Here is a 26,030-nt window from a genome sequence, read left to right on the forward strand (position 1 = left end):
AGCTTTCCTGATTTAATATTTTAACTAAATCGGGTTAAATGTCATTTTTTATTTCTGAATTAAAAACCTCTAAAAGAGAGTAATAAAAAGAAACTGTAAAAAATATTTCATTTTTTTTCTAAATATGCTTGCAAATACAAATTCTAGCTGTATATTTGCACTCGCAATCACAAAATGATAGCAGCCTAATAAAATAGGGCGATTAGCTCAGCTGGTTCAGAGCACCTCGTTTACACCGAGGGGGTCGGGGGTTCGAACCCCTCATCGCCCACCAAGAAACTCCTTAAGAAATTAAGGAGTTTTTTTATGCTTTTTATCTGGCACTATTATCTTATCGTTACGGTCACGAAAGATTCTTTAATTAGTGAAAAATTCGATCTTCACCTAACATGTCTTTTATGTTTTTAATATGTTTTTCAGATATTTCCCAATTATCGCCGTTTTCGACAGCTGCGGATAAAACATTAACAACATCACGTTTACTTTTGTAATTTGCAGGTTCATTTTCTTTAAGAATCTTTTTTATAACATCTATTACTCTTGGTGATTTAGTTAAAAAAGTATTACTTGGAATAAAACTGACATCCCTAAACTCGCAATCTCCAAAAAATACCACGACTGAAAAAAATGGAATATTTTGAAAATCAGTTAACTTTGCTTTAAGATTTTCAACATGCTTTTTATTTTGAAGAATCGGATTATAAAAATAATATTTCTCTTTTCCGTAAGCTAAAACTTGTGTCCATTTATGCTGATTTCCAGTTCCAAAAATCCATCCGCTGTATTTTTTTACTTCAAAAACAATTATTCCAACTTTTGTTGCCAAAACCAAATCAATTTGAGAATAGTCTCCGTATTTATTGCTAAGATATAAATCGTGAAAAATAGTTTGCGCTGGAAATCCTGCTTTTAAAAGTTTTAAAACTAATTTTCTTTCCGTTTTCGTACCGCGATGAGATTTTGTAACAGTTTCTAATAATTTTTTATCTCTAATGTAGAAAAAGATAAATATAAAAATCACAAATAAAATTACTCCAAGGATGATCATAAAATATTATTTTTAAGTTCCTAATTTGTCGGCTAGTTTTAAGAATTTTTGACTAAAGTTGTAATAACTGTTAACTGCTCTGACCATTTGCTCATTTATCTTAAATTATGTTCGACCAAATTATGTTTTTCTTTTTCTGTTGCTCTTTGAAGTCAAAGTTAAAGTTTTTTTGAGTTCCGGATACTTTCATTAAGTTGAAGCCAATTTTGAATTTTATTTTTGAAGTAGCAATTGTCTGACTTATTAGTAACCTAATTTTCACTGTTCTTGATTGTCCTGGTGCAAGTGTCAAAATTATCGGAATATTTTTGTCACAATCTTTTTCTTCAACTTGCAATTTATTATTATCAACTGAATAAAAGCTGTGCCATGAGCAAGACATACTGTAATATCTTAATGTATCTTTAGTATTGTTGGTCAAAGTTGCAGGAGTTATCCAAAATGTTTGTTTGTTTTCTTTTACAACTTTTCCTTTTATGATTGTCAATGTATAATTCTCTTTTTTTGTTGTCTGAGAAAAAGTCAAACAGTTAAAAAGTAAAACAACTACTGTCAATATTATTCTTATCATGTCTTCTGTCGTTTTGTTGGCTTGCGGATAACTTATTTATTCCAGCTATAAAACGGCATCGTTTTAGGTTGATTATAGCTATCAGACATGTTTTTTTGAAGCTAATATAAGAAATATTTTTACTACAATTATTAACCTTTTTAGCATAAAAAAATCATTATCCTATCATGGAAATCTTATTTAAATCCTTTAGAAAATGGCTAATAAAAAGGTTTGTAATTCCCAATAATAATAATAATAATAATAATAATAATAATAATAATAATACTCATCGCTAAAGTCATTTGATTTTGGAGGTTTTTTATTTTCTAAAACTGAATGAAATTTATTGTATTCATTTAGCACCGTTTGTCATTTCGACGCAAGGAGAAATCACACAAGAAACTCCGCTCCTAAAATCGCCAATCTTTGTCGAATTACTGGTGTGATTTCTCCCTTTGGTCGAAATGACATAAAAATCGCGCTCTTTTAAAAGAATAATCTATTCAAAATACAGATATAATATCTGACAAAAAGAATGCTTTACCGGATATTTTTTTATCTTTGAAACGCACAATTTTTAATCAAAATGGCTTTATCTTTGAGCCTTTAGAAATATTGATACGCATTATGGAACAGAAAATACATCAGGGAAGAAACGTAAAACGATTCAGAGAAATGCTTAACATAAAGCAGGAGGCATTGGCTTATGATCTTGGAGAAGACTGGAATCAGAAGAAAATATCTATGCTGGAGCAAAAAGATGTAATTGAAGATCGTTTGCTTAAACAAATCTCAGCGGTATTGAAAATTCCGGTGGAAGCTTTTCAGAATTTTGATGAGGAACAGGCGATAAATATTATTTCAAATACTTTTCATGATACTCAAGGTTTGATAAATTATAGCCCAACTTTCAATAATAATCCAATTGATAAATTGATCCAACTTCACGAAGAAAAAATTGCCTTATACGAGCGTATGCTAAAAGAGAAAGATGAAATGATGGCAAGGCTTGAAAAACTAATCAGTAAATAAAATTTATAAAAGAGATAAAATTGCACAAAGAGCCTTCGGGTCTCTTTTTTTGCTTAGGGCTACCTTGTTTACACCGAAAACTATGAAACTAAAGAACAAGCTCACAAAAGAGAATTACAAATTAAATCCTGGAAAAGCAGAATCAAAATTCAAGAACTAATTAACAACAAAAATTAGTTCAGTTGGTTCAGAGCATTCCGATTTCATCGGAAGTAGTCGGGGGGTCGAACCCCTCATCGCCCAAAGAAAGACAAACAACGCCATTGGATTCCAGTGGCGTTGTTTTTGTTAATATACGTCATAAATTCTTAGCTTAATTTTTAGGGATCAATACTAAAACCGCATCTCAAAAAAAAATTTTTAATTTACTAAAAAACTTCAATCATAGTATTCTATTTTGTTTACTATTGTTAAAATTCACGAAAGATTACCATGCATTAAAAAACTGGAGCATATCCTGCCACATGGCCAGAATGCAAAAGGTTAGCAGTAATTTTAAGACGACACAACAAAAAAAGAAAAGTTAAGCTGTATTTGTTAATGAAACATTTAGCTATATTTGATTAAGATTAATTCATGTCCAATATTAATATTATTACTAATCCTAAAGAAAAAATATGAAATCATTTTTGATATATGTCTTCTTATTTTTAATTGTTTTTAAAGTTGATGTATTTGGACAGAAAAAAATAAATGAAAAGTTCAAAAAAGAAACTATCAGTAGAATTGATTTATTATTACAAGAAAATTATGTTTTTCCAGATCAGGCGGAGTTGATAATTAGTCACTTGAATAAAAGTTTAAAAGAAGGTAAATTTAAAAAACACGAATTACTTGATTCGTTCGCGCATGCCTTAACTAAAGAAATCAGAGTTGTTAATAATGATAAACATTTGGGCGTTTGGACTTCTTTTACTCCTGCAAAAGAACATGAAAATTTCAATAATGATTATCAAAGTTATTTAAAAACATACGCAGATACCAGAAAACAAGCCAATGGTTTTAAAGAGGTAAAAATAATTGATGGAAATGTTGGTTATTTAAACATCAACTTTTTTCTTGCAGAAACTACTAAAACTATTGATGCATATATGTATCTCTTAACAAATACAGATGCTGTAATTATTGATTTGCAGGATAATGGTGGTGGTAATCCTAAAACGGTAAATTATTTGTGTAGTTATTTTCTGGAGAGTAATTTATTAATTAATACGCTTTATTTTAGACAAGGAAATCGAAAGGATGAAGCTATTACTCATGAAGTAAATGGAAAGAAAATGATTGATGTCCCTTTATTTATAATTACCGGCTCAAAAACTTTTTCAGGAGCTGAGGAATTTAGTTATAATATGCAAAGTCAAAAAAGAGCTACATTAGTTGGAGAAGTTACTGGAGGTGCTGCTAATCCGGGTAATGTTTTCAGAATAAATCCTGATTTAGAAATCTTTATTCCGACAGGTACGGGTATAAATCCGATAACCAAAACAAATTGGGAAGGAACCGGAGTTATTCCAGAAATAAAAACCTCTGGTGAAAGTGCCTATTCTAAAGCTGTTGAATTAGCAAGTCAAGGTGCGGAAACGTACAGAAACAAAAAAGCATCAGAATCAAAAAAAATATATGATGAATTAGTAGGGATTCTTGACAAAAAAAATCAATCCTATTCAGAAAGTGACATTACTAAAATAGATCAACAAATACTCCAGATTTTTACCAAAGGAAATGATTTGAATCTATTTAGTGAAGGGGATATTAATTTTTTTGGTTCTCAAAATATCAAAAAGAATCCTATTGTAGCAGAGTCAATATTAAAAAGCAATACGGTTTTATATCCAAAATCTCCAATGGCTTATTTGGCGTATGGAGATATGCTTGAGCTCAATGGTAAGAGAAATTTGGCTTTAATTAATTTTGAAAAATCAATTGCATTAGCAAAAGAGCAAAAAGCACCCTACTTAGAAGGTTTAAAAGAGCGATATGAAAAAGCAAAAGACAGTAAATAGAAAAACTTAGGCTTTGACGAATGAAATTCTGACTATAAGGCATAAAAGCCTTTTGGCAAAATTGCGATTTTTTTGTAAAATTTACGTTTATGTCTCGTAATAAATTTTATCTTATCCTTAATAAACGATTACAAAGTTTGAAATCTTGCCAAGCGGCGAAACGTTTTTAACGCTCCTATTATTTTACCAAATGCTTCATTTTATATTTTCGAAAAACGTCAAAATTGGTATTAAAGTGTTCGATTCCAATCCCTGACAGCCCAGATAAAGACAAACAAAGTCACTGGAAGACAGCGGCTTTTTTTCGACCATGCCTATTTTATAAATGCATTCCGGTCATTTGCTAAAGTTTCCCCGAAAAGGATATACATCCGTGATTACTTCCTCTCATTCAAAAAATAACGTGCCGTTCGCATTTTTACAATTTAATGGTATACCGATTGAATAGTTTTACTTTCTGCAAAAGTGGAAAATCAGAGTGGGCCGAAGTAAACACTACGCTTATAAAGAAGACACAAAAGCAGTATTTAATCCTAATCCTGAAATTATTACGAATTTCAATAAAATTAATAAAAATGAAAAATGTTTTGAATTTAATCCTTCTACTTTTTATAAGCACATATTGTTTTGCGCAAAAAAGCAATATCAGCAAAATGTTAGATGAATATGCTGTTAAGAACCAATTCAATGGAACGGTGCTGGTTCAAAATAATCATAAGATCATTTATCATAAAAGCTTTGGCATTGCTGAGCGTTCATTTAATTCGAAAGTTACTAATGAAACGAAATATCAGGTCTGCTCAATCACAAAAACATTTACAGCTGTTCTTATCCTGCAGCTTGTTGAGAAAGGGAAAATTAACCTCAATAGTAAAATTCGTGACTATTTAACTGATTACAAAGGCAAAGGTGGTGATAAAGTAAGTGTTCGTCAGTTATTAAATCATACATCCGGAATGAAAAATACGGATACTGTCAAAGATGCAAATTTTTTAAAACATGGCATTGGATTTTATCATTTTCCATATCAATTAAAAGATATTGTAAACAAATTTTGTTCAAATGATTTGGTTAATGAACCGGGAACAAAATTCGATTATAATAATGGAGAGTATATGATTTTAGGTCGAATCTTGGAAGTTATTTATGAGAAGCCATTTGAGGAAATATTAAACAAGGAAATTCTTGTTCCATTAGGGATGCAAAATTCAGGTCTGCTTTCGCATTATAAATTGATTAAAGGTCTGGCAACACCATATTATAAAGATAAAAGTCTCGACCACTTAATTCCAAACATACCCATCTATGTAGAAGATTTTTCTGCTGCCGGTGCAATGTATTCCACGACATCTGATCTTAATAAAATTTAATAATGCGTTGTTTGATTTTAAACTGCTAAAAAAGGAAACCCTGGACGAGCTTTTAACACCTGGATTAGATGATTATGGCTATAGCGTGTGGATAAGGGATGTTGGAAAATACAAACGAATGGAGCGTTATGGTAGAATCGCAGGTGCAAATGCTGTTTGGTTTCACTATTTAAATAAGGACTTGAGTATTATCATACTATCCAATACAAACCTGACAGATTTGGGGGATTATGCTTTTAGAATTGGGAAAGCAATCCTTTAATTTATTATATCAATTTAGCACCGTTTGTCATTTCGACTGAAAGGAGAAATCCCACTAACTTCGACAAAGATTGGCGATTTTAGGCATGGAGTTTCTGGTGTGATTTCTCCCTTCGGTCGAAATGACAAAAAAATGAAACTCCGCTCTTTTAAAAAGATAACCTATTCAAAAAAAAGACATAATATCTTACAAAATAAATCTTTTACCGGATATTTTTTTATCTTTGAAACTCACAATTTTTAATCAAAATGGCTTTATCTTTGAGCCTTCAGGAAATTGATACGCATTATGGAACAGAAAATACATCAGGGAAGAAACGTAAAACGATTCAGAGAAATGCTTAACATAAAGCAGGAGGCATTGGCTTATGATCTGGGAGAAGAATGGAATCAGAAAAAAATATCTATGCTGGAGCAAAAAGATGTAATTGAAGATCGTTTGCTTAAACAAATCTCAGCAGTATTGAAAATTCCGGTGGAAGCTTTTCAGAATTTTGATGAGGAACAGGCTGTAAATATTATTTCTAATACATTTTCAGATTTTAAAGATGGAGCCTCTGCAATTAATCTTCATCCAGTATTTAACCCTATAAAAGAGGTATTAAAACTCCACGAAGAAAAAATTACCTTGTACGAGCGTATGCTAAAAGAGAAAGATGAAATGATGGCAAGGCTTGAAAAACTAATCAGTAAATAACATTTATAAAAGAGATAAAATTGCATAAAGAGACTTTCGGGTCTCTTTTTTTTGGGTTGCTGAGCCTTAACTTTAATAATGTTGATGAAGTGTAAATTTCTGTTGTAAAACCAAAATTAAAATTAAGTCTACAACTTTTTTGTTGTAGATTTTCTGTTGTACTAAGAAAGTACAACAAAATATTTACAACACTTTTGTTGTAAATATTCTGTTGGACTAAAAAAATACAACAAAACTTTTACAACAGTTTTGTTGTAAAGTTAAAATTAAAAGTAAATTTTCAACAACAACAAAATGCAATACACATAAAGTGTAATTGGTAAAAAGATCCAGCATTCGAAAAGTGACTTCATTGAAGCCTCCTTTTTTAGTTTAAGTACTTCCTGATTCTATTTTTAAAGCGCTTTAACTTCTAAAACCCTATAATATATTTTTACTATATTTGGCGGAGACATTCCCAAATTGTAAAAATGAAAAAAAGCCTAATAACTCTTTTATTTGTATGTACGGTTATCAATATGTTTGGGCAGACGCCAACAACAGAAAAACCTGTCAAAACTGATTCTGATACTAAAGTTCCAAATTCTAATGAGGGCTTCTCCCATAAAGCCATAAATCCGCTTAAAAAAGTTCCGTTAGATGAAGCATTAGTCCTCATTTATGACTACGACGGTTCCCTTTTTTCATTTGATCTGGAATCTGAACAAATTGCCTGGACTGTAAAAGCTACAGATGCTTATACTGAAATGTGCGCCAATAAAGTAACGCTGCTGGATGGTGTTCTATACGTTCCGTTTATTAACGGTGAAATTTTCGCCATTGATAACCAGACCGGTGCTGTTTTCTGGAAATCAAGAATAGGAAATAGTACAGATCAAATTGTACTCAAAGATCAGATTCCGGTTATAAATGATGGAAAATTGTTTATTACGGCTCAAAATCAAAATATTTATGCGCTGGATCTAAAAGATGGAAGTTTACTGTGGAACTATAAACTGGATTCTGCCAATAACGATATTCCGGTTCTTTATTTTGACAACAAAATTTTTACCCAGAGTGGCAACTACCTCTATAGTTTCGAAGCCAATACCGGAAAACTTATCTACCAAAAAGACTTTCAGGAACCTATGCACGGAAAACCGGTAACAGATGGTGAAAATGTATTTATAGCAAATGAAAAAAATGTAGTTTATGCGCTAAGTCCCAATAAACCGGATGTTTTATGGCAATTTAAATTAGATGAAAATCAAAATAATATCAAGGAACGTATATTTTGCAAAGACAAAAAAGTATATTTTGCAGCACAAGGCCCGGAAGTTTCTTCGGTATACGCTGTTGATTCAAAAACAGGAACTCAGCTATGGAAAACTGACTTTAAGGATGATACCATCGAATACATCGTTGAGGAAAGTGATAATGTGTGGGGATATACCCGTAAAGCAAAACTTTTTCAATTAGACATAACCAATGGTGAAATAGCATCTGAAACAAAATTAACAACCCAGCCTATTTCAAATCTTGAATTTGCGGATGATGATTCCTTATTTTATTATTCTGACGCCGCTTTAATTCAATTTGAATTTAAAACAAGTGACGAAAACGAAGTTTATCTGCGAACCTCTATTAAGGATAATGTTTATAGCGCATTTGTAAAGAAAATTCGATAATAAAAGAAGCTACTTTAAATAATCAGAAAAATGTAAAAAACTGATATCAGGTGTTGGATTGTAACTCCTAATACTTCATCAAAATTATAAACCTCCAAGTCCATTAAGACTTTGGAGGTTTTTTTGTTTAGTACAATGCCCTAATCGATGCATTTAAAGCAAATTTTTTACTTTAAAAACTCTTCCCAAAGACTCTTTTGAATAAGAAAAAATGACGGTTTTATCGTTCAGAATTTTCCTATGTCATTCTTTTGTTAATTTAAAGTAAATACATCTGTTTGGCGTACTTATATATAAGTTTATTCCTATTTATAAAGTCGTTTTATATCCTGTTTTCAAAATACCGTAACTTTTATACGAAAAGTCCGTAATTTTTAGAAAAGCGGAACTGTTATTTTCGTGCGAAATCCCTGTAGTTAAATATAAAAGAATAACATTTTTTAAAGAATGATTTAGACTTTGTATTTAAGAAAGGAACAAAATAAAGCATCGCAAAAGAATACTGATTGTAAACCAAATACGAATTCGTAAGTTATGGATAAGAGTACAGCCCCAAACAATTTTTATTTAGTTACCAAATACTGGAAGAAAAAGATAGCGAACAGAGAACAGGTTCCTGCGGTACAAGGCAGACAAAATAGTCTTCCGTGTGTTACTATTGAGGCTGGAGATCTTAACTATTTCAGCAAGCTCACCAATGGCAACCCGTTAGCTCAGGCTACGGTTATAAGTGCTGTTTATTCTTTTTTGTTAAAGAAGCTCGTTCCTGAATTTGATGGTTACGTTGTTTCAGATTATAAAGAGCAATCAAATCCTTTACTGTTATCATTTCCTGTAGATTTAAGTTCCTCTTTTAAAGAATATCTTCAAAAAGTAAAATCAGAAATTTTAGAAACCTTACCCTATTCCGATTTTAATAAACGGGATTTATCTGAAAAGATCGGTTTTAGCGACTTAAGTATTTTTTCTACTTACAGCATCGGGATTAACGCAACAACTCATTTGAATTGTAACGGTATTTTGTTTGATGTAAAAATAGAGGAGAAGGGAAATCTTGAAATTAACGTCTCGTATTTGGAAGATTTTGTAAAGGAAACGATTGCTGGCTATCTGGTTAAACATTTCAGGCAGTTTATCATTCATTTAGAAAATAATATCGCAGCTCATTTATCAGATTATGAATTACTGTCTGATACAGAAAAGCATCAGTTACTAGTAGATTTTAATGCTACCGATGTAGCTTATCCGAAAGATAAAACAATAGTTGATTTATTTGAAGAGCAGGTTGCCCAAACACCGGATGCTATTGCTGTATTATTCAAAGAATCGACTTTAACTTATGCTCTGTTAAATAAAAAGGCCAATCAGTTAGCCCGTTATATTTCCGCTGAGCATACCTTAAACAAAGGAGATATTATTGGTGTGTTTTTACCTAAATCCGATAGTGGAATCATTTCGGTACTGGCCATATTAAAATTAGGTGCGGTCTACTTACCCATAGATACCCATTATCCTCCCGAAAGAATTGATTATCTGATCAAAGACAGTGGTTTAAAACTTTTAATTACGGATAATGTCGCCTTAGAGATCAGTAAGTGTGAGACAATAGCTTTGCCATCCCTAAATTTTGACAGTATTAGCGATGAGAATATCAATACGGCAATTTCACCGAAAGATCTAGCTTATGTGATCTATACATCAGGTTCTACAGGACATCCAAAAGGGGTACTGATTGAGCATACGAGTACTATCAATATGTCCCTAGATCAGATTAACTTTTTTGGAATTAGTAAAGAAGACAAGATTGTATGGTTTGCTTCCGTAGCTTTTGACGCCTCCATATCGGAGATTATGATGAGTTTGTACAGCGGTGCAACCTTATGTATTCCGACGGAAGAAGTTATAAAAGACAAAGATCAGTTTACGGGCTTTTTAAAAGAAACAAAAGCAACAGTAGTGACTTTTCCTCCCAGTTATTTAGGATTATTATCCGAAGAGGATATTTCGGGATTGCGATGTGTGATTACTGCCGGAGAATCGGCTAATCCTACTAAAGCAATAGCGGTTGTAAAATCCGGAATTGATTATTATAATGCATATGGGCCAACTGAATGTGCGGTTTGTGTGTCGATTTATAAGCTGTCCGAAAATGATTTTGACAAGACCGTCATTCCAATTGGTAAACCTATATCGAATACTAAAATTTACATCTTAGACAAAGCCCTGCAGCCTTTACCAATAGGCGTTGCCGGAAAGATATATGTATCGGGAGCCGGAGTAGGAAGAGGGTATTTAAACAAACCGGATCTTACTTCTGAGAAATTCATTGCAAATCCTTTTCAGTCGGGAGAACGCCTGTATGATACCGGAGATTTAGGCTGCTGGTTATCCGACGGAAATATTGAATTTTTGGGTCGAAAAGACTTTCAGGTAAAATTAAGAGGATACCGGATAGAATTGGGAGAAATAGAAAATACAATTTTACAGTATTCCGATGATTTAAAACAAGTAGCTGTTGAAGTTAAAGAAAACAATCAGGAGAAAGTACTGGCCGCCTATCTGGTCGCTACAACACCTATAGATAAAGCTGAACTGAGAAGTTTTCTGCAAAATGCACTGCCGGACTATCTGGTTCCGGGTTTTTATATCGTGTTAGATAAATTGCCTTTAACTCCAAATGGAAAAATAGACCGAAAAGCCCTGCCAGGCATTACCAGTGCTGATGTGATCAGAAAAGCCTATGTCGCACCACAAAATGAAACCGAAAAAAGTTTAGTGGCCATTTGGCAGGAAGTACTGGGAATAGAAAAAATAGGCGTAACCGATAATTTCTTTGAGCTGGGAGGACATAGTCTAATGATTGCTCAGGTCATTAACCGAACCCATAAACAATTAGGCAAAACCGTTTCTTTTAAAACGTTTTTCACAAGCCCGAGCATTGCAGAATTGAGCAAAAAATTGCAGCAAAATGAGTATCTGGCAATCCCGAAGACTCCCGAAGCTCCTTCATATCCCATAACGGCATCACAAAAAAGATTATGGATATTAAGTCAGTTAGACGGCGGTACCCTGGCCTACAATATGCCCGCAACAGTAAAATTAACCGGAACTATTAATGCACAGCAATTTGAAGAATCGTTCAGATTATTGATGCACCGCCATGAGATTTTAAGAACGTATTTTAAAGCCAATGACGATGGAGAAGTGCAGCAATATATACTTCCGGCTGAACAGGTAAACTTTAAAATAGCAGAGAAAGATTATAGTTCGGCAGAAAATCAGGAGGAAGCTATTACCAGTTATCTGCAGGATACAAACAGTAAGCCTTTTAATTTAGAAGAAGCGCCACTCGTAAGGGCTTCCTTAATCAAATTAAAAGAAGACGAATATGTTTTTTTCTTATCCCTGCACCATATCATTGGCGATGGCTGGTCGATAGAATTATTAATAGCCGAGGTGGTAAAAACCTACAACGCATTACTGCAAGGAAAGGAAATCAGCTTCCCGGAATTAAGTATTCAGTATAAAGATTATGCAGCGTGGCTGAATAAAGAATTGGATAATGAAAAACAGCAAAAATCAAAAGAATATTGGTTAGCACAGTTTACGGGAGAACTGCCTGTACTGGATTTGCCAAGTTTTAACGCCCGTCCGTTAGTCCAAACCTATAATGGGAATACGGTAAGCCACCAGTTTTCAACGGCTTTTCTGGAGCAGGTAAAGCTATTTTCAAAAGAGCATGATGTGACTTTATTCATGACTTTAATGGCGGGCATCAACACGCTGTTGCACAGATATTCCGGTCAGAACGATATGATACTGGGAACCCCGATAGCGGGAAGAGAGCACCCGGATCTGGAAAACCAAATGGGGTTGTATCTCAACACGCTTGCCATACGAACGCAATTACAGGAAGAAAGCAGCTTTTTGGATGTAGTAGCACGGCAAAAAGAAACTTTATTAAGTGCTTACGACCATCAAAATTATCCTTTTGATGAGCTGGCAGGAAAATTGAATTTAAAAAGAGATACCAGCCGTTCTGTTTTATTTGATGTTCTGGTGGTACTGCAAAACCAGGAGCAGTTAAATAATATTAATACGGAAGAACTCCTTAATCTCGAAGTAAGCAAGTATGAGTTTAAGAATAAAACAGCTCAATTTGACATTAGCTTTCTTTTCGTTGAGACAGCAGGATTAGACCTTAGAATCGAATACAATACCGATATCTACGATGGTGATCTGATCGAAAGAATGTTTGGTCATTTTGAAAATTTAATGATACAAGCATTAGTACAGCCTGAAATTCGCATTCAGGAAGTCGATTATCTAACTCAGGAAGAGAAGAACGAAATTTTATTTGATCTGAACAAGACAACCGTAGAATATCCAGCTGGTAAAACAATACTGGATGTATTCGAAGCACAAGTTGCGAAAACCCCGAATAACATTGCAATTGTATTTGAGGACACGCAATTAACCTATAAAGAATTAGACGGGCAATCCAGTCAATTAGCCGCTTATCTGACTCAAAATTATGCCATTGAAGCCGATGATTTAGTGGGAATCATCCTGGACAGAAGTGAGCGAATGATCCTTTCTATTTTCGGAATATTAAAAGCCGGAGGTGCTTATGTTCCGATGGATGTACATTATCCGCAGGAAAGAGTAGATTTTATCACAAGCGATGCCAAACTGAAGCTGAGTATTAATGAGGCTGAATTTGAAAAATTCAGGTCCGTTCAGGATTCTTACAGCACAACAACGCCGGAGCGTGGCGATTTAGTCAATCATCTGGCGTACTGTATTTACACCTCGGGATCTACTGGAAATCCAAAAGGCGTATTGAATCACCATGCAGGCCTTTACAATCGTCTGTTATGGATGAAAGACTATCTGGCAGTGGAAGAAAAAGAAGTTTTTCTTCAAAAAACGCCCTATACATTTGATGTTTCCGTTTGGGAGCTGATTCTTCCTTTCCTTACCGGAAGTTCCCTTGTTATTGCCCAACCCGAAGGACATAAAGATGTGGCCTATCTGCAGGATATCATCAGTAAAAAACAAGTTTCGATCGTGCATTTTGTGCCTTCGATGCTGGGTGTATTCCTGTTGGATGCAGACAGCGAAAAAGGCAATTCCCTGTCGCATATTGTGTGCAGTGGTGAAGAACTGCCAGCCCTTATGGCGCAGGAATGCAAGGAAAAATTTCAAAATACACAATTACACAATCTCTATGGCCCAACAGAAGCCGCGATTGATGTAACAGCCATTAATTTGAGCGAAATTGATGTACTAAAAGAAGGGGTAAGCATTGGTAAACCCATAGCGAACACCAGTATCTATATCGTTAACAATTCGCTCGGGCTCCAGCCATTTGGTGTGCCGGGTGAGTTATTAATCTCCGGAATACAGGTAGCCAGAGGGTATCTGAACCTTCCCGAACTGACACAAGACCGTTTTATAGCCGATCCGTTCAGAGCAGGCTATCAGGTATATCGCACCGGTGACATTGCCCAATGGAAACCCGACGGTTCTATTCATTATAGGGGAAGAATTGACAATCAGGTTAAAATAAGAGGAAACAGAATTGAACTGGGCGAAGTCGAAAATGCGATCATGGCCTATGGCGGAATCCAGCAGGTAGTAGCCACTCCCAAAGAATTAAACGGAGAAAAAGTTTTGGTTGCCTATTATCTTTTAGAAAGAGGAATCGAAATAGACAAAGCGGCCATCCGTATCTATTTGCAGGGAAAACTTCCGGAATATATGGTACCGGGATTTTATGTAGTGCTGGAAACGTTACCGATGACTTCCAGCGGGAAAGTCGACCGGAAAGCTTTACCGGGTATAGCAGGCGATGACCTTATTCGAGGCGAATACGCAGTACCCCGAAATCAGACAGAAGAAAAACTGGCGACCATCTGGCAGGATATTCTGGGCATCGATCAGGTGGGAATTACCGATAATTTTTTCGAATTGGGAGGCGATTCCATCAGAGCCATACGAATTTTAGCGAAAATTAATAAAGACCTGAGCATCAATTATAAACTGGCAGATATCTACGCGTTGCCATCCATAGAAAAATTATTATCTATAGCAACGGAACGAACAGCGAGTGAGATTCCAGTTGCAATAAAAGCTGAAGTTGAAGCACATTTCGAAAATTTAGAAAAAGAATTTAATCCGTATGAGTTTTATGAAGAAAGAAAATTTCTTCACGAATCAAATAAGGAATATTCAGAAGGAAAAATTGTTTCCATTTATCCGATGAGTGATATCGAATTGGGGATGTTATTTGGCTCGATCGCGACCCGAAATAAAGGAGTTTATCACGATCAGTTCGTTTTTCCGTTACCCACATCACAGTTTGACAAAGAATTATTTAGTAAAGCACTTTCGATTTTAATTGAAAAGCATCAAATCCTCAGAACAGCCTACAATATTGAGAGGTATAGTTCGCCCGTGCATCTTGTTTATGAAAAAATAGCGGTCGAGTTAGCGTATGAAGATCTTTCGACAAAAAATCAGGACGAAATTTATGCTGCCATAAATGACTTTATGATTCAGGAGCGAACGCATCATTCTTTTGTGACCGCTGAACCGGGTTTATGGAGGATGAAAATTTATAAAACGGCCGAAAAAGAATACAATCTGCTTTTCCAATTCCACCATGCCATACTGGATGGATGGAGCGTGGCTTCTTTAATGACAGAACTGAATAATATTTATCTTTCTATTTTAGAGCATAAAGAAGTAACCACAGCCAAATTGGCACTAACCTACAAGGATTATGTTTTTGAGCAAAATTGTATTAAAAGAAATGACAAATACAATGATTTTTGGAAAGAAAATCTAAGCGAATATAAAAAGCTGGATATTTTTACAGAAGAGCATTTTTCCAAACGACATGATTTTACGATTGAAGGAGAATTGTATGATTCGTTACTGCAATTTAGCCAGAATCAGGGTTTAAATCTAAAAACAATAACCTTTGCAGCCTATTTGTATACTTTAAAAACCTTAAGCTATGAGGATGATATCATTGTAGGAATGGTAACCAGCGGCAGGCCTTTGCTGGAAGATGCAGATAAAATACTAGGTTGTTTCCTGAATACAACCCCTTTTAGAATTAAGGAAACCGCCGGAAGTGCAATATCATTTGTAGAAAAAATCAATCAATTGCTGATTATTCAAAAACAGTTTGAAAGAATCAGCCTGAATGAATTGCAAACCCGTTTCTCTTTAAACAAAAAAGGAGAGAATCCATTTTTTGATACGCATTTTAATTATATCGATTTTCATATTTATAATGATCTTCAGGTACAGGAGGATGAAAAAGTAACCGAATTTAAATTTGCAGAACTCAATTTTGAAGCGACCAATACGTTCCTGGATTTAAATATTCGTCCCATTGCAAATGGTATAAAAGCGTCCTGGAATCAGCAAAGAACTTTAAAATACGGATTGACGATAGAGCAACTGCAACAGTACTATCTTAATTTTCTATCCACATTAGTAAATTCCGGCGATGCTGTTTTAAAAAATGAAGCTGTTTTGACAAGTGCGGAGAAGCAAAATTTGCTTTACGATCTGAACAATACAGCTATCGAATATCCAGCCGGTAAAACAGTACTGGATGTATTCGAAGCGCAAGTTGCGAAAACCCCGAATAACATTGCAATTGTATTTGAGGATATGCAATTGACCTATAAAGAATTAGACGGGCAATCCAGTCAATTAGCCGCTTATCTGACTCAAAATTATGCCATTGAAGCCGATGATTTAGTGGGAATCATCCTGGACAGAAGTGAGCGAATGATCCTTTCTATTTTCGGAATATTAAAAGCCGGAGGTGCTTATGTTCCGATGGATGTACATTATCCGCAGGAAAGAGTGGATTTTATCACAAGCGATGCCAAACTGAAACTGAGTATTGATGAGGCTGAATTTGAAAAATTCAGATCCGTTCAGGATTCCTACAGCACAAAAACACAGGAACGTGGCGATTTAGTCAATCATCTGGCGTACTGTATTTACACCTCGGGATCTACGGGAAATCCAAAAGGCGTATTAAATCACCATGCAGGCCTGTACAATCGCCTGTTATGGATGAAAGACTATCTGGCAGTGGAAGAAAAAGAAGTTTTTCTTCAAAAAACGCCCTATACATTTGATGTTTCCGTTTGGGAGCTGATCCTTCCTTTCCTTACCGGAAGTTCCCTTGTTATTGCCAAACCCGAAGGACATAAAGATGTGGCCTATTTACAGGATATCATCAGTAAAAAACAAGTTTCGATTGTGCATTTTGTGCCTTCGATGCTGGGTGTCTTCCTGTTGGATGCAGACAGCGAAAAAGGCAATTCCCTTTCACATATTGTGTGCAGTGGGGAAGAGCTTCCAGCCCTTATGGCACAGGAATGCAAGGAAAAATTCGTAAACACACAGTTGCACAATCTTTATGGCCCAACAGAAGCCGCGATTGATGTAACAGCCATCAACTTAAGCGAAATTGATGTACTAAAAGAAGGGGTAAGCATTGGTAAACCCATAGCGAACACCAGTATCTATATCGTTAATAATTCGCTCGGGCTCCAGCCATTTGGTGTGCCGGGTGAGTTATTAATCTCCGGAATACAGGTGGCCAGAGGGTATCTGAACCTTCCGGAACTGACACAAGACCGTTTTATAGCCGATCCGTTCAGAGCAGGCTATCAGGTATATCGCACCGGTGACATTGCCCAATGGAAACCCGACGGTTCTATCCATTATAGGGGAAGAATTGACAATCAGGTTAAAATAAGAGGGAACAGAATTGAACTGGGCGAAGTCGAAAATGCAATTATGGCCTATGGCGGAATCCAGCAGGTAGTAGCCACTCCCAAAGAATTAAACGGAGAAAAAGTTTTGGTTGCCTATTATCTTTTAGAAAGAGGAATCGAAATAGACAAATCAGCCATCCGTATCTATTTGCAGGGAAAACTTCCGGAATATATGGTACCGGGATTTTATGTAGTGCTGGAAACGTTACCGATGACTTCCAGCGGGAAAGTCGACAGGAAAGCTTTACCGGGTATAGCAGGCGATGACCTTATTCGAGGCGAATACGCAGCACCCCGAAATCAGACAGAAGAAAAACTGGCCATCATCTGGCAGGACATTCTGGGCATCGATCAGGTGGGAATTACCGATAATTTTTTCGAATTGGGAGGTACTTCTTTTCAGCTGATCAAATTGCAAAAAATGATTGAATTGTTGTGGCCCAATACAATGGTGATTTCGGATTTATTTGAATTTAATTCGATTAAAGACATCGCAGTCTTCATCAATAAAGATTCAGCCGAAACCGACTTAGAAGAGAAAGACGAGATGAAATTTTTTGAAATATAAAACAAAACGATTATGGATATTGCATTAATTGGAGTTAGTATAAAATATGCTGATATAACAACGCTGCAACAGTTTGCAGCCGTTATAAGAAATAATAGTATTTGTGTAAAACAACCTGCGGAAGAAAGAATTTTACATTCGAAAATAGATAAAAAAGAGAAGTACCATCCGTATGGCTATCTCGACAGGGTTGATTTCTTTGACCATGAATTTTTTAATTTGTCAAAGGGGGAAGCCAATACCATAGACCCGGGGCACAGAATGATCCTGCAGGGTGTCTGTAATGCTATCGAAAATAGCGGTTATGATTTAGACTATATCGCATCACAAAATACAGGATTGTTTACGACGACTCAAACCGGACTTTATAATTTATTGTACCAATCTGAAAATAAAGGATTGGATTTTATAGGCGGATTAGCGTCAATAGGAGGTGGGCGTGTAGCGAATATTCTCAATATCAGAGGACCGGTAATGAATATCGACACCGCCTGTTCGTCGTCTTTGGTCGCGGTGCATGAAGCCGTGCAAAACATACGAAGAGGAGAAATTGATTTAGGGATTGTAGCAGGTTCCCGTTTGTTATATCTGTTTAATGAAGCGGATAGTTTCGAAAAAGATGCCATCATGTCTACCGATGGAATGTGCAGGGCTTTTGATGAAGAAGCCTCCGGAACAGCAGGAGGAGAAGGCGTGGCGGTTGTTATTCTGAAAAGACTGGATCATGCCATAAGAGATCATGACACTATTTTATCGGTTATAAAAGGATCTGCTATTAATAATGACGGAAGCAGTTCGAATAGTATAACGGCTCCAAGTCCCGTGGCACAAAAGAATGTAATTTTAAGTGCCTGTAAAAATGCCAATATTGCTGTAACCAGCGTAGGCTATATAGAAACACACGGAACAGGAACTAAATTGGGAGATCCTATAGAGTATAAAGGAATAAAAGATGCTTTTTCGTCTACTAATGAACCCTTTTCGGTTCGTTTAGGGACTTTAAAACCCAATATTGGACATCTGGATAATATGTCGGGATTGTTTGGATTCATAAAAGCAGCGCTTGTACTAAGGGAAAAAGAATTTTTTCCGCTGGCCAATTTTAATACCGTAAATAAATTTATAGAAGAAGATCCAAATATTCTTTTGCAAAAAGAAGGCGCTGAATGGGTTACCAATGAAATTAGAAGAGCAGGAGTGAGTTCATTTGGTCTGAGCGGTACCAACGCCCACATCATTCTGGAAGAATATACAGCAACGGAAGAAAAAGTCTTAAATACCGGTACCAATAACTGGTTTAAAGTAGCGGCAAAAAGCAAAAATGCTTTAAAAGAATATACAGACTCGATTTATAATTTTATTTCGGAAAGTACTTCAATAGCAGATTTAGCCTATACCTTAAATACCGGCAGAAAAGACTATAAATACAGATTAGCCGTATCAGGGAATACGGTTGCTGCTATAAAAGAATCGCTTTTAGCCCAAAAAGACAATGACGAAAGTAATACGGCAAAGTATACCAAAATCGCTTTGCTATATCTTTCTGATGAAGTGCAGCATGTAGAAAGTTTTTTAAAATGCGATCAGTTTAAAGATGTTTTCCTCAATCTGCAAAAAGAGATAGCGAGCGATGAAACAGAGCCTGCTGTTTCAAAAACGGTAGCCGTTCAGGTGGCCTTATTCAAATACTTGTCGGCTAAAGGATTTAACGTAAATCAGCTGATCTGTAATGGTGATATAGCTAAAGCTTCAAAAGAAATAATTGAAGGTAAAAATAGCATTTCTAAAGGTTTAACATTTGATAAAGAGTTCGTTTTAGACTTAGCGAAATTAAAAGCACTAGCCAAAAACTGTAACGATAATAACATCTTATTGGTAGTGGTGGGTAACAACAGCCATTCCATGCCCGGTATTTTCGAATCCTTAAAAGAAGAACAAATTCCCGGCATAGATGTATTACAAATCATGGGCGACAATAATTGGAATTTGTTGTGGAGCACTTTCTATAATAAGGGACTGGAGTTTGACTGGAAAGCTTTTTACAGTAAGGAAAATTACAAAAAAGTTACCGCACCAACCTATCCATTTGAAAAAACATCCTGTTGGAATGAGCATAAAAACCCTTTATTTTTTAATCAGTCCAACCAAAAACCAGAGGCTGAAAAACCAAAACTTGTTATTGAAAATCTGAGCGAAGAGGAAACCGTTGTGGGTATTCTGAAAGAAATCCTAAAAAATGACACCTTAACTCTTACGGATGATTTTTTTGAATTAGGCGGTAATTCAATTGTAGGCGTTCAGTTTATAAACAGGATTAATGAGCTGTTTGCTATCACGATAAATTTCGATGCTTTGTTTGAATGCTACGAGATCAGTGAAATTGTCACTCTTATAAAAGAAGCAGTTGAAGCCAAGAACAAAAATAGTTTTATAGCGCTTCCTCTGACTGACCAATTGATTTTTGAAACCCTTGAAGCTTCAAATTCCCAGCAAAGAATGTGGATTGAATCTCTACTAGATACGTCGATGCAATCTATTTATAATATTACGCTAACCTATAATGCCAAAGGGAATCTAAATATTGAAGTTTTTAAGGAAACACTACAGGAGCTAATCAGGATGCATGCCTGCCTGCGGTCTACTTTCTTTACGGATGAAGACGGAACAATCCAGCAGAGAATAAAGGCAATTGAAAATATAGCGATCGATCACTTTTTTACTTTTTATTCCAACACCGATTCTTTGATGCTGGAGCAGAAGAAGAAAGAAATCCAAAATTTTAATTTTGATTTAGAGCAGGGCCCACTGTTTCAGGCAGCTGTCCTTCAGACGGATGAAAACAAGTACCAATTTATATTTGTTTTTCACCACATTATTTTTGATGGCTGGTCTACCGGAATTTTCATAAAAGATTTTGTGGCTGTTTACAAACAAATTATCAGCAAAGCATATGTTCCTGCAGCCAGTAAAAACGATTATTTTGACTATCTGATCTGGCTGAAAGGGAATTTACATATTGAAAAAACAGCAGCTTACTCTGACTATTGGAGAGAAAAACTGGGAAATATTAATTCAAATTTAAAATTAGGAAATCCGGATACAGGAAGCCTGGAAGGCGCCCGATTCCATTTCAGTATCGATAAAAAACTGAAAGACAAATTAGTGGATTATACGACTAAAAACAGGGTAACATTATTCAGCCTTTTAATTTCGTCCGTAAGAATCTCATTGTACCGACTGGCTCAGGAAAACTTTGTCATTGGTACGGCCGTGTCCGGAAGGGTTAAAAAAGAGTTTGAATCCACTATTGGTATGTTTATCAATACACTGCCCGTTTACACCGAAATTGACGGGGATAAAAGCTTTGCTGATGCTGTTGCCGATGAAATGAATACGATCATGAAAGCCTTAGAGTATCAGACTTACCCTTATGATTTGATATTAAATGATTTGAAAATTGCGAACAAAAAGTCCTTTTTTGATGTCATGGTGGTATTGCAAAATCAGAACAACAGGGCAGGAATGGTGAGCAAAAGCGATCTTCCATTTGAAATTGAAGAAGAAATCAATCCAATATCGACCTTTTCAAGATTCAATTTGTCTTTTACGTTTTTTGATGTTTTAGATGCTATTGAACTCGAATTGGAATACAAGGCAGGTGTATTTAGCCAGGAGTTTATTCAGGCCATGATGGACACTTTTTTCCATCTTCTGGAACAATTTGTAGCTGTTCCGGAGAAAAAAATCTCTCAGTTTTCTATTTTAAACGAAAATCAGTTTGAGAATATCGTATATCGATTTAACGATACCAAATCTGATTTCCCGGAGGATAAAACCCTTATAGAGCTATTCGAAGAACAGGTTGAAAAAACGCCGGACAATATAGCGGTTATTTTTGAAGATAAAGAATTATCGTACCGGGAACTCAATGCCGAAGCCAATCAGTTAGGCCGTTATTTAAGAGCGCTTTTCCAAATTAAACCGGATGATCTGATCGGAATCAAACTCGAAAGAAGCGAAAAAATGATTCTGGCTGTTTTGGGAATACTAAAATCCGGTGCCGCCTATGTGCCTATCGACCCTGCCTATCCGCAGGAAAGAATAGACTATATCGGGAATGACAGCAATTGCAAAATCATAATTGATGAAAATGTACTGACGTTATTTTATAAAAATCAGGACGTATACAGTGTCGGGAATATTGAAAAAATAAATAGTCCAACAGATCTGGCCTATATCATTTATACTTCCGGAACCACAGGTAATCCGAAAGGAGTGATGGTAGAACATACCAATGTAGTCAACCTGATACTTTCGCAGACCAAACAATTTAAAATAGACGAAAACGAAAAAATTCTTCAGCTTTCAAACTACACTTTTGATGCGTCTGTAGAGCAAATTTTCCTGGCACTTTGCAATGGGGCAGGTTTGTACCTTATTTCGAGGGCAGCCTTACTGGAAGCAGAGATTTTTGAAGAATTTATTGCCAAAAATGAAATCACACACCTTCATGCAGTGCCATCCGTTTTAGAAAAAATAACACCCCGCAGTCGTTTTAGCTTAAAAAGAGTGATTGCCGGAGGCGACAGCTGTTCCGAAAAACTGGCGGAATCCTGGAGTACGGTTTGTGATTTCTATAACGAATACGGCCCAACCGAAACTACAGTTACTTCTATTGAGCTTCTTTATGATAAGAAAAGCACTTTTTGTATCGGTAGTCCAATTGCAAATACACAGGTCTACATTCTGGATAATAACCTTTTTCCAACTCAGCTGGGTGTTTTGGGTAAAATATATATTTCCGGTGCCGGGGTTACACGCGGTTATCTGAACAAACCGGAGCTGACAGCCGAAAAATTCATTGAAAATCCATTCGTATCCAACACAAAAATGTACGATACAGGAGATTTAGGACGATGGCTGCCGGATGGTACTATTGAATTTTTAGGACGAAAAGACGATCAGGTAAAAATAAGAGGTTTCAGAATTGAATTAGGAGAAATAGAAAATGCCCTTTCGCAATTTTCCGAAGATTTACGACAAGTTGTGGTACAGCCGCAACAGGTAAACGGAGATAAAACATTAGTGGCTTATTATGTTTCGGACACCGAATTAGACAAAGCCGAAATTCGACGCTATCTCCACACTAAACTGCCGGAATATATGGTTCCTTCCTTTTTGGTAGTGCTGGAACATTTGCCCTTAACTGCCAATGGAAAAGTCGATCGTACTGCATTGCGAGGTATCAGTGAAGAAGATATTATCAGGAAAGCATACGTAGAGCCAAGAAATGAAATTGAACAGAAAATAGCCGAAATATGGCAGGAAATTCTCGGAGTGGAGAAAGTAGGTGTTACGGACAGTTTTTTTGAGCTGGGAGGGCATAGCCTGAACGCTACAAAACTGATTAGTATCATTCATAAACAGTTTAATGTCAAGTTATCGATCATCGATTTGTTTGATAATATCATACTGGAGGAATTAGCATTGCTTTTAGAAAATACCCTATTGTACAGCACGAAGAAGGAAGAAAATATTTCAATTGAAGAATCTGAAAATTTCACTATCTAATTTATAAAATCGAAACCCGCACGGGCCAAAATTGAAATATTAATAAAACAAAATCACTAATGAATCGGTTATTATTTATTGCATTTATTTTAAGTAACGTATTAACAGCACAAGTCAAAATAACCGGAAAAGTGGTTACCCCAGAAAATAGTCCAGTTGCGTTTGCTGAAGTTATCCTTTTTGGAAACGGCCCTGTTCCTGTAAAAGATCAGGTAACCAATGAAAAAGGGGAGTTTATAATAGAATATAAGCCGGGCTCGTACAAATTGCAAATCAGTCAGTTCAATTCTGTTTTGTATAGCAAACAGATCGAATTGACTTCAGATCTGGATTTAGGAGATATCATCACAAATCCCGCACAGGAATTAGCGGCAGTGGTCATTACTCAAAAGAAAGAAATCGTAGAGCGCAAAGTCGACCGGCTGGTTTTTAACATCGAAAACACCATCAGTACAGCGGGCGGCGATGCGATGGACGCCTTAAAAATCACACCCGGAATACAGATTCAGAACGAGACGATAAACATAGTAGGTAAAAGTACCGTAAGAGTTTTGCTCGACGACAAAATGATTGAACTTGGACAGGAAGAACTGACTAATTTATTAAAATCAATTCCTGCCGAAAACATCAAAAGTATCGAGGTAATTACGACACCGCCGGCTAAATATGAGGCTTTGGGAAACAGTGGACTGGTAAATATCAGGTTAAAAAAGGCCAAAAAAGATTCCTGGAACCTCTCTCTGGGAACTGGTTACTTACAAAGGCACCACGATGGCGAAGGATCAAACACCAGTAATTTTATATACAATCAAAATAAGTTAAGTATGTCTGCTTCACTGAATTACAGAAGTGGTGGTATCTATCTGGAACAGGAAAGCCGTGTTCACTTTACTGACGAATTGTGGGCTCTAAATTACCCGCTCCAGAAAAACTATAAAATGCTGAATGGAATTTTGAGTATGCAATACATCGCGACACCCAAATGGGTTGTTGGTTTCCAATATCTGACGAACATCAATAAAACAGACACCGATGCCACAAGAAGTCTGCTGATTTATGATAATGACACCAATGAAATCAACAAAAATATTACCTCTGTCGGATACGCTTTTTTAAGGCCAACGCTGCATTCTTTCAATCTGTTTAATGAATATAAACTCAATCCGACAGGCGGAAAAATGTTCGTGAATTTGGATTATTTCAAATACAAAAGCGATGATTCCAGGCCCTATAACGGGACTTCGGAAGAATATAATCCGCCTAAAGAACAGTTTTTTACGGGAATTAATAATAACAATCAAAATATAAGCAATTTCTCTGCTAAAATTGATTTTGAAACCCCTTTAGAATGGATGAATCTTGGTTTTGGGGGAAAGGTTTCCTTTTCAGATACCAAAAATTTAATTTCAACATTCAATAGTGATTTTACAGATCAGCCTGTAACCGATTTACCGCTGGAAGACTTTGAATTCAGTTATAAAGAAAATGTACAGGCCGTATATGTTTCGGGAAACAAAAAGTTCAGTAACAATCTGGAATCCCAGGTTGGCCTGAGAGTCGAAAATACACAGGCAAAATCGTACGATGTAGCCTTAGATCAATCGGTAAATAAGAATTACACCAAGCTGTTTCCTTCCGTTAATATTTCCTACGCCCCTCAGCAGGGTTCTGTATACCGATTAAGTTATAGCCGAAGAATAGACCGTCCTACTTTTGCCCAGTTAAATCCGAACATTGCCTATATCAATCCGTTTCAGAGTATTCAGGGGAATCCTTTACTGCAGCCTGCCTTTATCGATAATTTCGAATTTATTTATTCGTATAAAAAGCTGGAAAGCAAACTGTATTACAGTCATGATAAAAATGTGTTTATGCAAATCTCCACACCTGATCCTGACACCAATGTTGTTCGGATAATTACCCAGAATATCTTTAATATGGAGCGATACGGGATTTCGGAAATCTATGTCTTCAATAAATTGAAAGGGTGGACGAGTAACAATACGGCTGATTTTAATTATACCAAATCAAAATCTTTAATTGAATCGACAAGAGGGGTAGAAGGTTTTAATCTGAAACTGGCTACGAATAATGATTTCGTCCTAAATGATAAAAAAACAGTCCTTTTGAACCTTAATTACTGGTATTCTTTTCCAAGAACAGAAGGATTTGTAAAGTTAGACGCATCCAGTTCCACTGCAGTAACGCTTCAATATTTGTTTAATGACAATCTAAGAATATCACTGAAAGCCAATGATATTTTCAGGACGGAAAAAATAAATTTTAACCCGACCGTCAACGGAGTTTACCAGGAGTACCGTCTTTATAATGACAGCAGGTATGTACAAGTATATCTTAATTACAGGCTTGGAAGCAAAAAAGCAAAAGTTACCAACAGAAATACCGGTAATGAAGAAGAAAGAAAAAGAGTCGGTAATTAAGAA

Annotated in this window: 11 protein-coding genes and 1 tRNA gene; 10 read left to right on the forward strand and 2 right to left on the reverse strand. The window is 35.8% G+C overall.

Annotation, left to right across the window (positions count from 1 at the left end):
• The first annotated feature begins 196 nt into the window (after positions 1–196).
• Positions 197–274 (forward strand) — tRNA-Val (locus tag HAV12_RS11915).
• An 87-nt stretch (positions 275–361) separates the two neighbouring features.
• Here HAV12_RS11915 and HAV12_RS11920 read toward each other — a convergent pair.
• Together HAV12_RS11920 and HAV12_RS11925 are read right to left on the reverse strand one after the other, a co-directional pair.
• Positions 362–1,021 (reverse strand): nuclease-related domain-containing protein, encoded by a 660-nt coding sequence (locus tag HAV12_RS11920; protein ID WP_205423309.1) that lies wholly within the window; start codon positions 1,019–1,021, stop codon positions 362–364.
• A 127-nt stretch (positions 1,022–1,148) separates the two neighbouring features.
• Positions 1,149–1,619 carry a hypothetical protein gene (locus tag HAV12_RS11925; RefSeq protein WP_171569857.1) on the reverse strand — a complete coding sequence of 157 codons (471 nt, stop codon included), beginning with the start codon at positions 1,617–1,619 and terminating at the stop codon, positions 1,149–1,151.
• A gap of 609 nt (positions 1,620–2,228) precedes the next feature.
• On the opposite strand from HAV12_RS11925, the gene HAV12_RS11930 reads away from it, so the two are divergent.
• The 9 genes from HAV12_RS11930 to HAV12_RS11970 all read left to right on the forward strand — a co-directional run bounded on the left by HAV12_RS11930 (position 2,229) and on the right by HAV12_RS11970 (position 26,027).
• Complete coding sequence (locus HAV12_RS11930; protein WP_171571678.1) at positions 2,229–2,633, forward strand: helix-turn-helix transcriptional regulator; 405 nt, start codon at positions 2,229–2,231, stop codon at positions 2,631–2,633.
• 617 nt (positions 2,634–3,250) lie between these two features.
• Positions 3,251–4,636 carry a S41 family peptidase gene (locus tag HAV12_RS11935; protein ID WP_171569858.1) on the forward strand — a complete coding sequence of 462 codons (1,386 nt, stop codon included), beginning with the start codon at positions 3,251–3,253 and terminating at the stop codon, positions 4,634–4,636.
• Between the two features lie 575 nt (positions 4,637–5,211).
• A complete protein-coding gene (locus HAV12_RS11940; protein WP_171569859.1) occupies positions 5,212–6,006 on the forward strand; it encodes a serine hydrolase in 795 nt (264 codons plus the stop codon).
• 7 nt (positions 6,007–6,013) lie between these two features.
• A complete protein-coding gene (locus HAV12_RS11945; RefSeq protein WP_171569860.1) occupies positions 6,014–6,268 on the forward strand; it encodes a hypothetical protein in 255 nt (84 codons plus the stop codon).
• A gap of 288 nt (positions 6,269–6,556) precedes the next feature.
• Complete coding sequence (locus HAV12_RS11950; protein ID WP_171569861.1) at positions 6,557–6,964, forward strand: helix-turn-helix transcriptional regulator; 408 nt, start codon at positions 6,557–6,559, stop codon at positions 6,962–6,964.
• A gap of 470 nt (positions 6,965–7,434) precedes the next feature.
• Positions 7,435–8,631 carry a PQQ-binding-like beta-propeller repeat protein gene (locus HAV12_RS11955; RefSeq protein ID WP_171569862.1) on the forward strand — a complete coding sequence of 399 codons (1,197 nt, stop codon included), beginning with the start codon at positions 7,435–7,437 and terminating at the stop codon, positions 8,629–8,631.
• A 534-nt stretch (positions 8,632–9,165) separates the two neighbouring features.
• Positions 9,166–18,015 (forward strand): non-ribosomal peptide synthetase, encoded by an 8,850-nt coding sequence (locus HAV12_RS11960; RefSeq protein ID WP_171569863.1) that lies wholly within the window; start codon positions 9,166–9,168, stop codon positions 18,013–18,015.
• A gap of 12 nt (positions 18,016–18,027) precedes the next feature.
• Positions 18,028–23,586, forward strand: coding sequence for a non-ribosomal peptide synthetase (locus HAV12_RS11965; protein ID WP_171569864.1), 5,559 nt, complete (start codon positions 18,028–18,030; stop codon positions 23,584–23,586).
• Positions 23,587–23,645: 59 nt separating this feature from the next.
• Positions 23,646–26,027, forward strand: coding sequence for an outer membrane beta-barrel family protein (locus HAV12_RS11970; protein WP_171569865.1), 2,382 nt, complete (start codon positions 23,646–23,648; stop codon positions 26,025–26,027).
• Positions 26,028–26,030: the final 3 nt, after the last annotated feature.

The sequence above is a fragment of the Flavobacterium sp. CLA17 genome, assembly GCF_013112255.2.
GTDB classification, from domain to species: Bacteria; Bacteroidota; Bacteroidia; order Flavobacteriales; family Flavobacteriaceae; genus Flavobacterium; species Flavobacterium circumlabens.

What these genes read in the sequence shown, in the direction of transcription:
- HAV12_RS11925 (WP_171569857.1), bottom strand. Translation starts at nt 1,619, where the DNA reads ATGATAAGAATAATATTGACAGTAGTTGTTTTACTTTTTAACTGTTTG.
- HAV12_RS11930 (WP_171571678.1), top strand. Translation starts at nt 2,229, where the DNA reads ATGGAACAGAAAATACATCAGGGAAGAAACGTAAAACGATTCAGAGAA.
- HAV12_RS11935 (WP_171569858.1), top strand. Translation starts at nt 3,251, where the DNA reads ATGAAATCATTTTTGATATATGTCTTCTTATTTTTAATTGTTTTTAAA.
- HAV12_RS11940 (WP_171569859.1), top strand. Translation starts at nt 5,212, where the DNA reads ATGAAAAATGTTTTGAATTTAATCCTTCTACTTTTTATAAGCACATAT.
- HAV12_RS11950 (WP_171569861.1), top strand. Translation starts at nt 6,557, where the DNA reads ATGGAACAGAAAATACATCAGGGAAGAAACGTAAAACGATTCAGAGAA.
- HAV12_RS11955 (WP_171569862.1), top strand. Translation starts at nt 7,435, where the DNA reads ATGAAAAAAAGCCTAATAACTCTTTTATTTGTATGTACGGTTATCAAT.
- HAV12_RS11960 (WP_171569863.1), top strand. Translation starts at nt 9,166, where the DNA reads ATGGATAAGAGTACAGCCCCAAACAATTTTTATTTAGTTACCAAATAC.
- HAV12_RS11965 (WP_171569864.1), top strand. Translation starts at nt 18,028, where the DNA reads ATGGATATTGCATTAATTGGAGTTAGTATAAAATATGCTGATATAACA.
- HAV12_RS11970 (WP_171569865.1), top strand. Translation starts at nt 23,646, where the DNA reads ATGAATCGGTTATTATTTATTGCATTTATTTTAAGTAACGTATTAACA.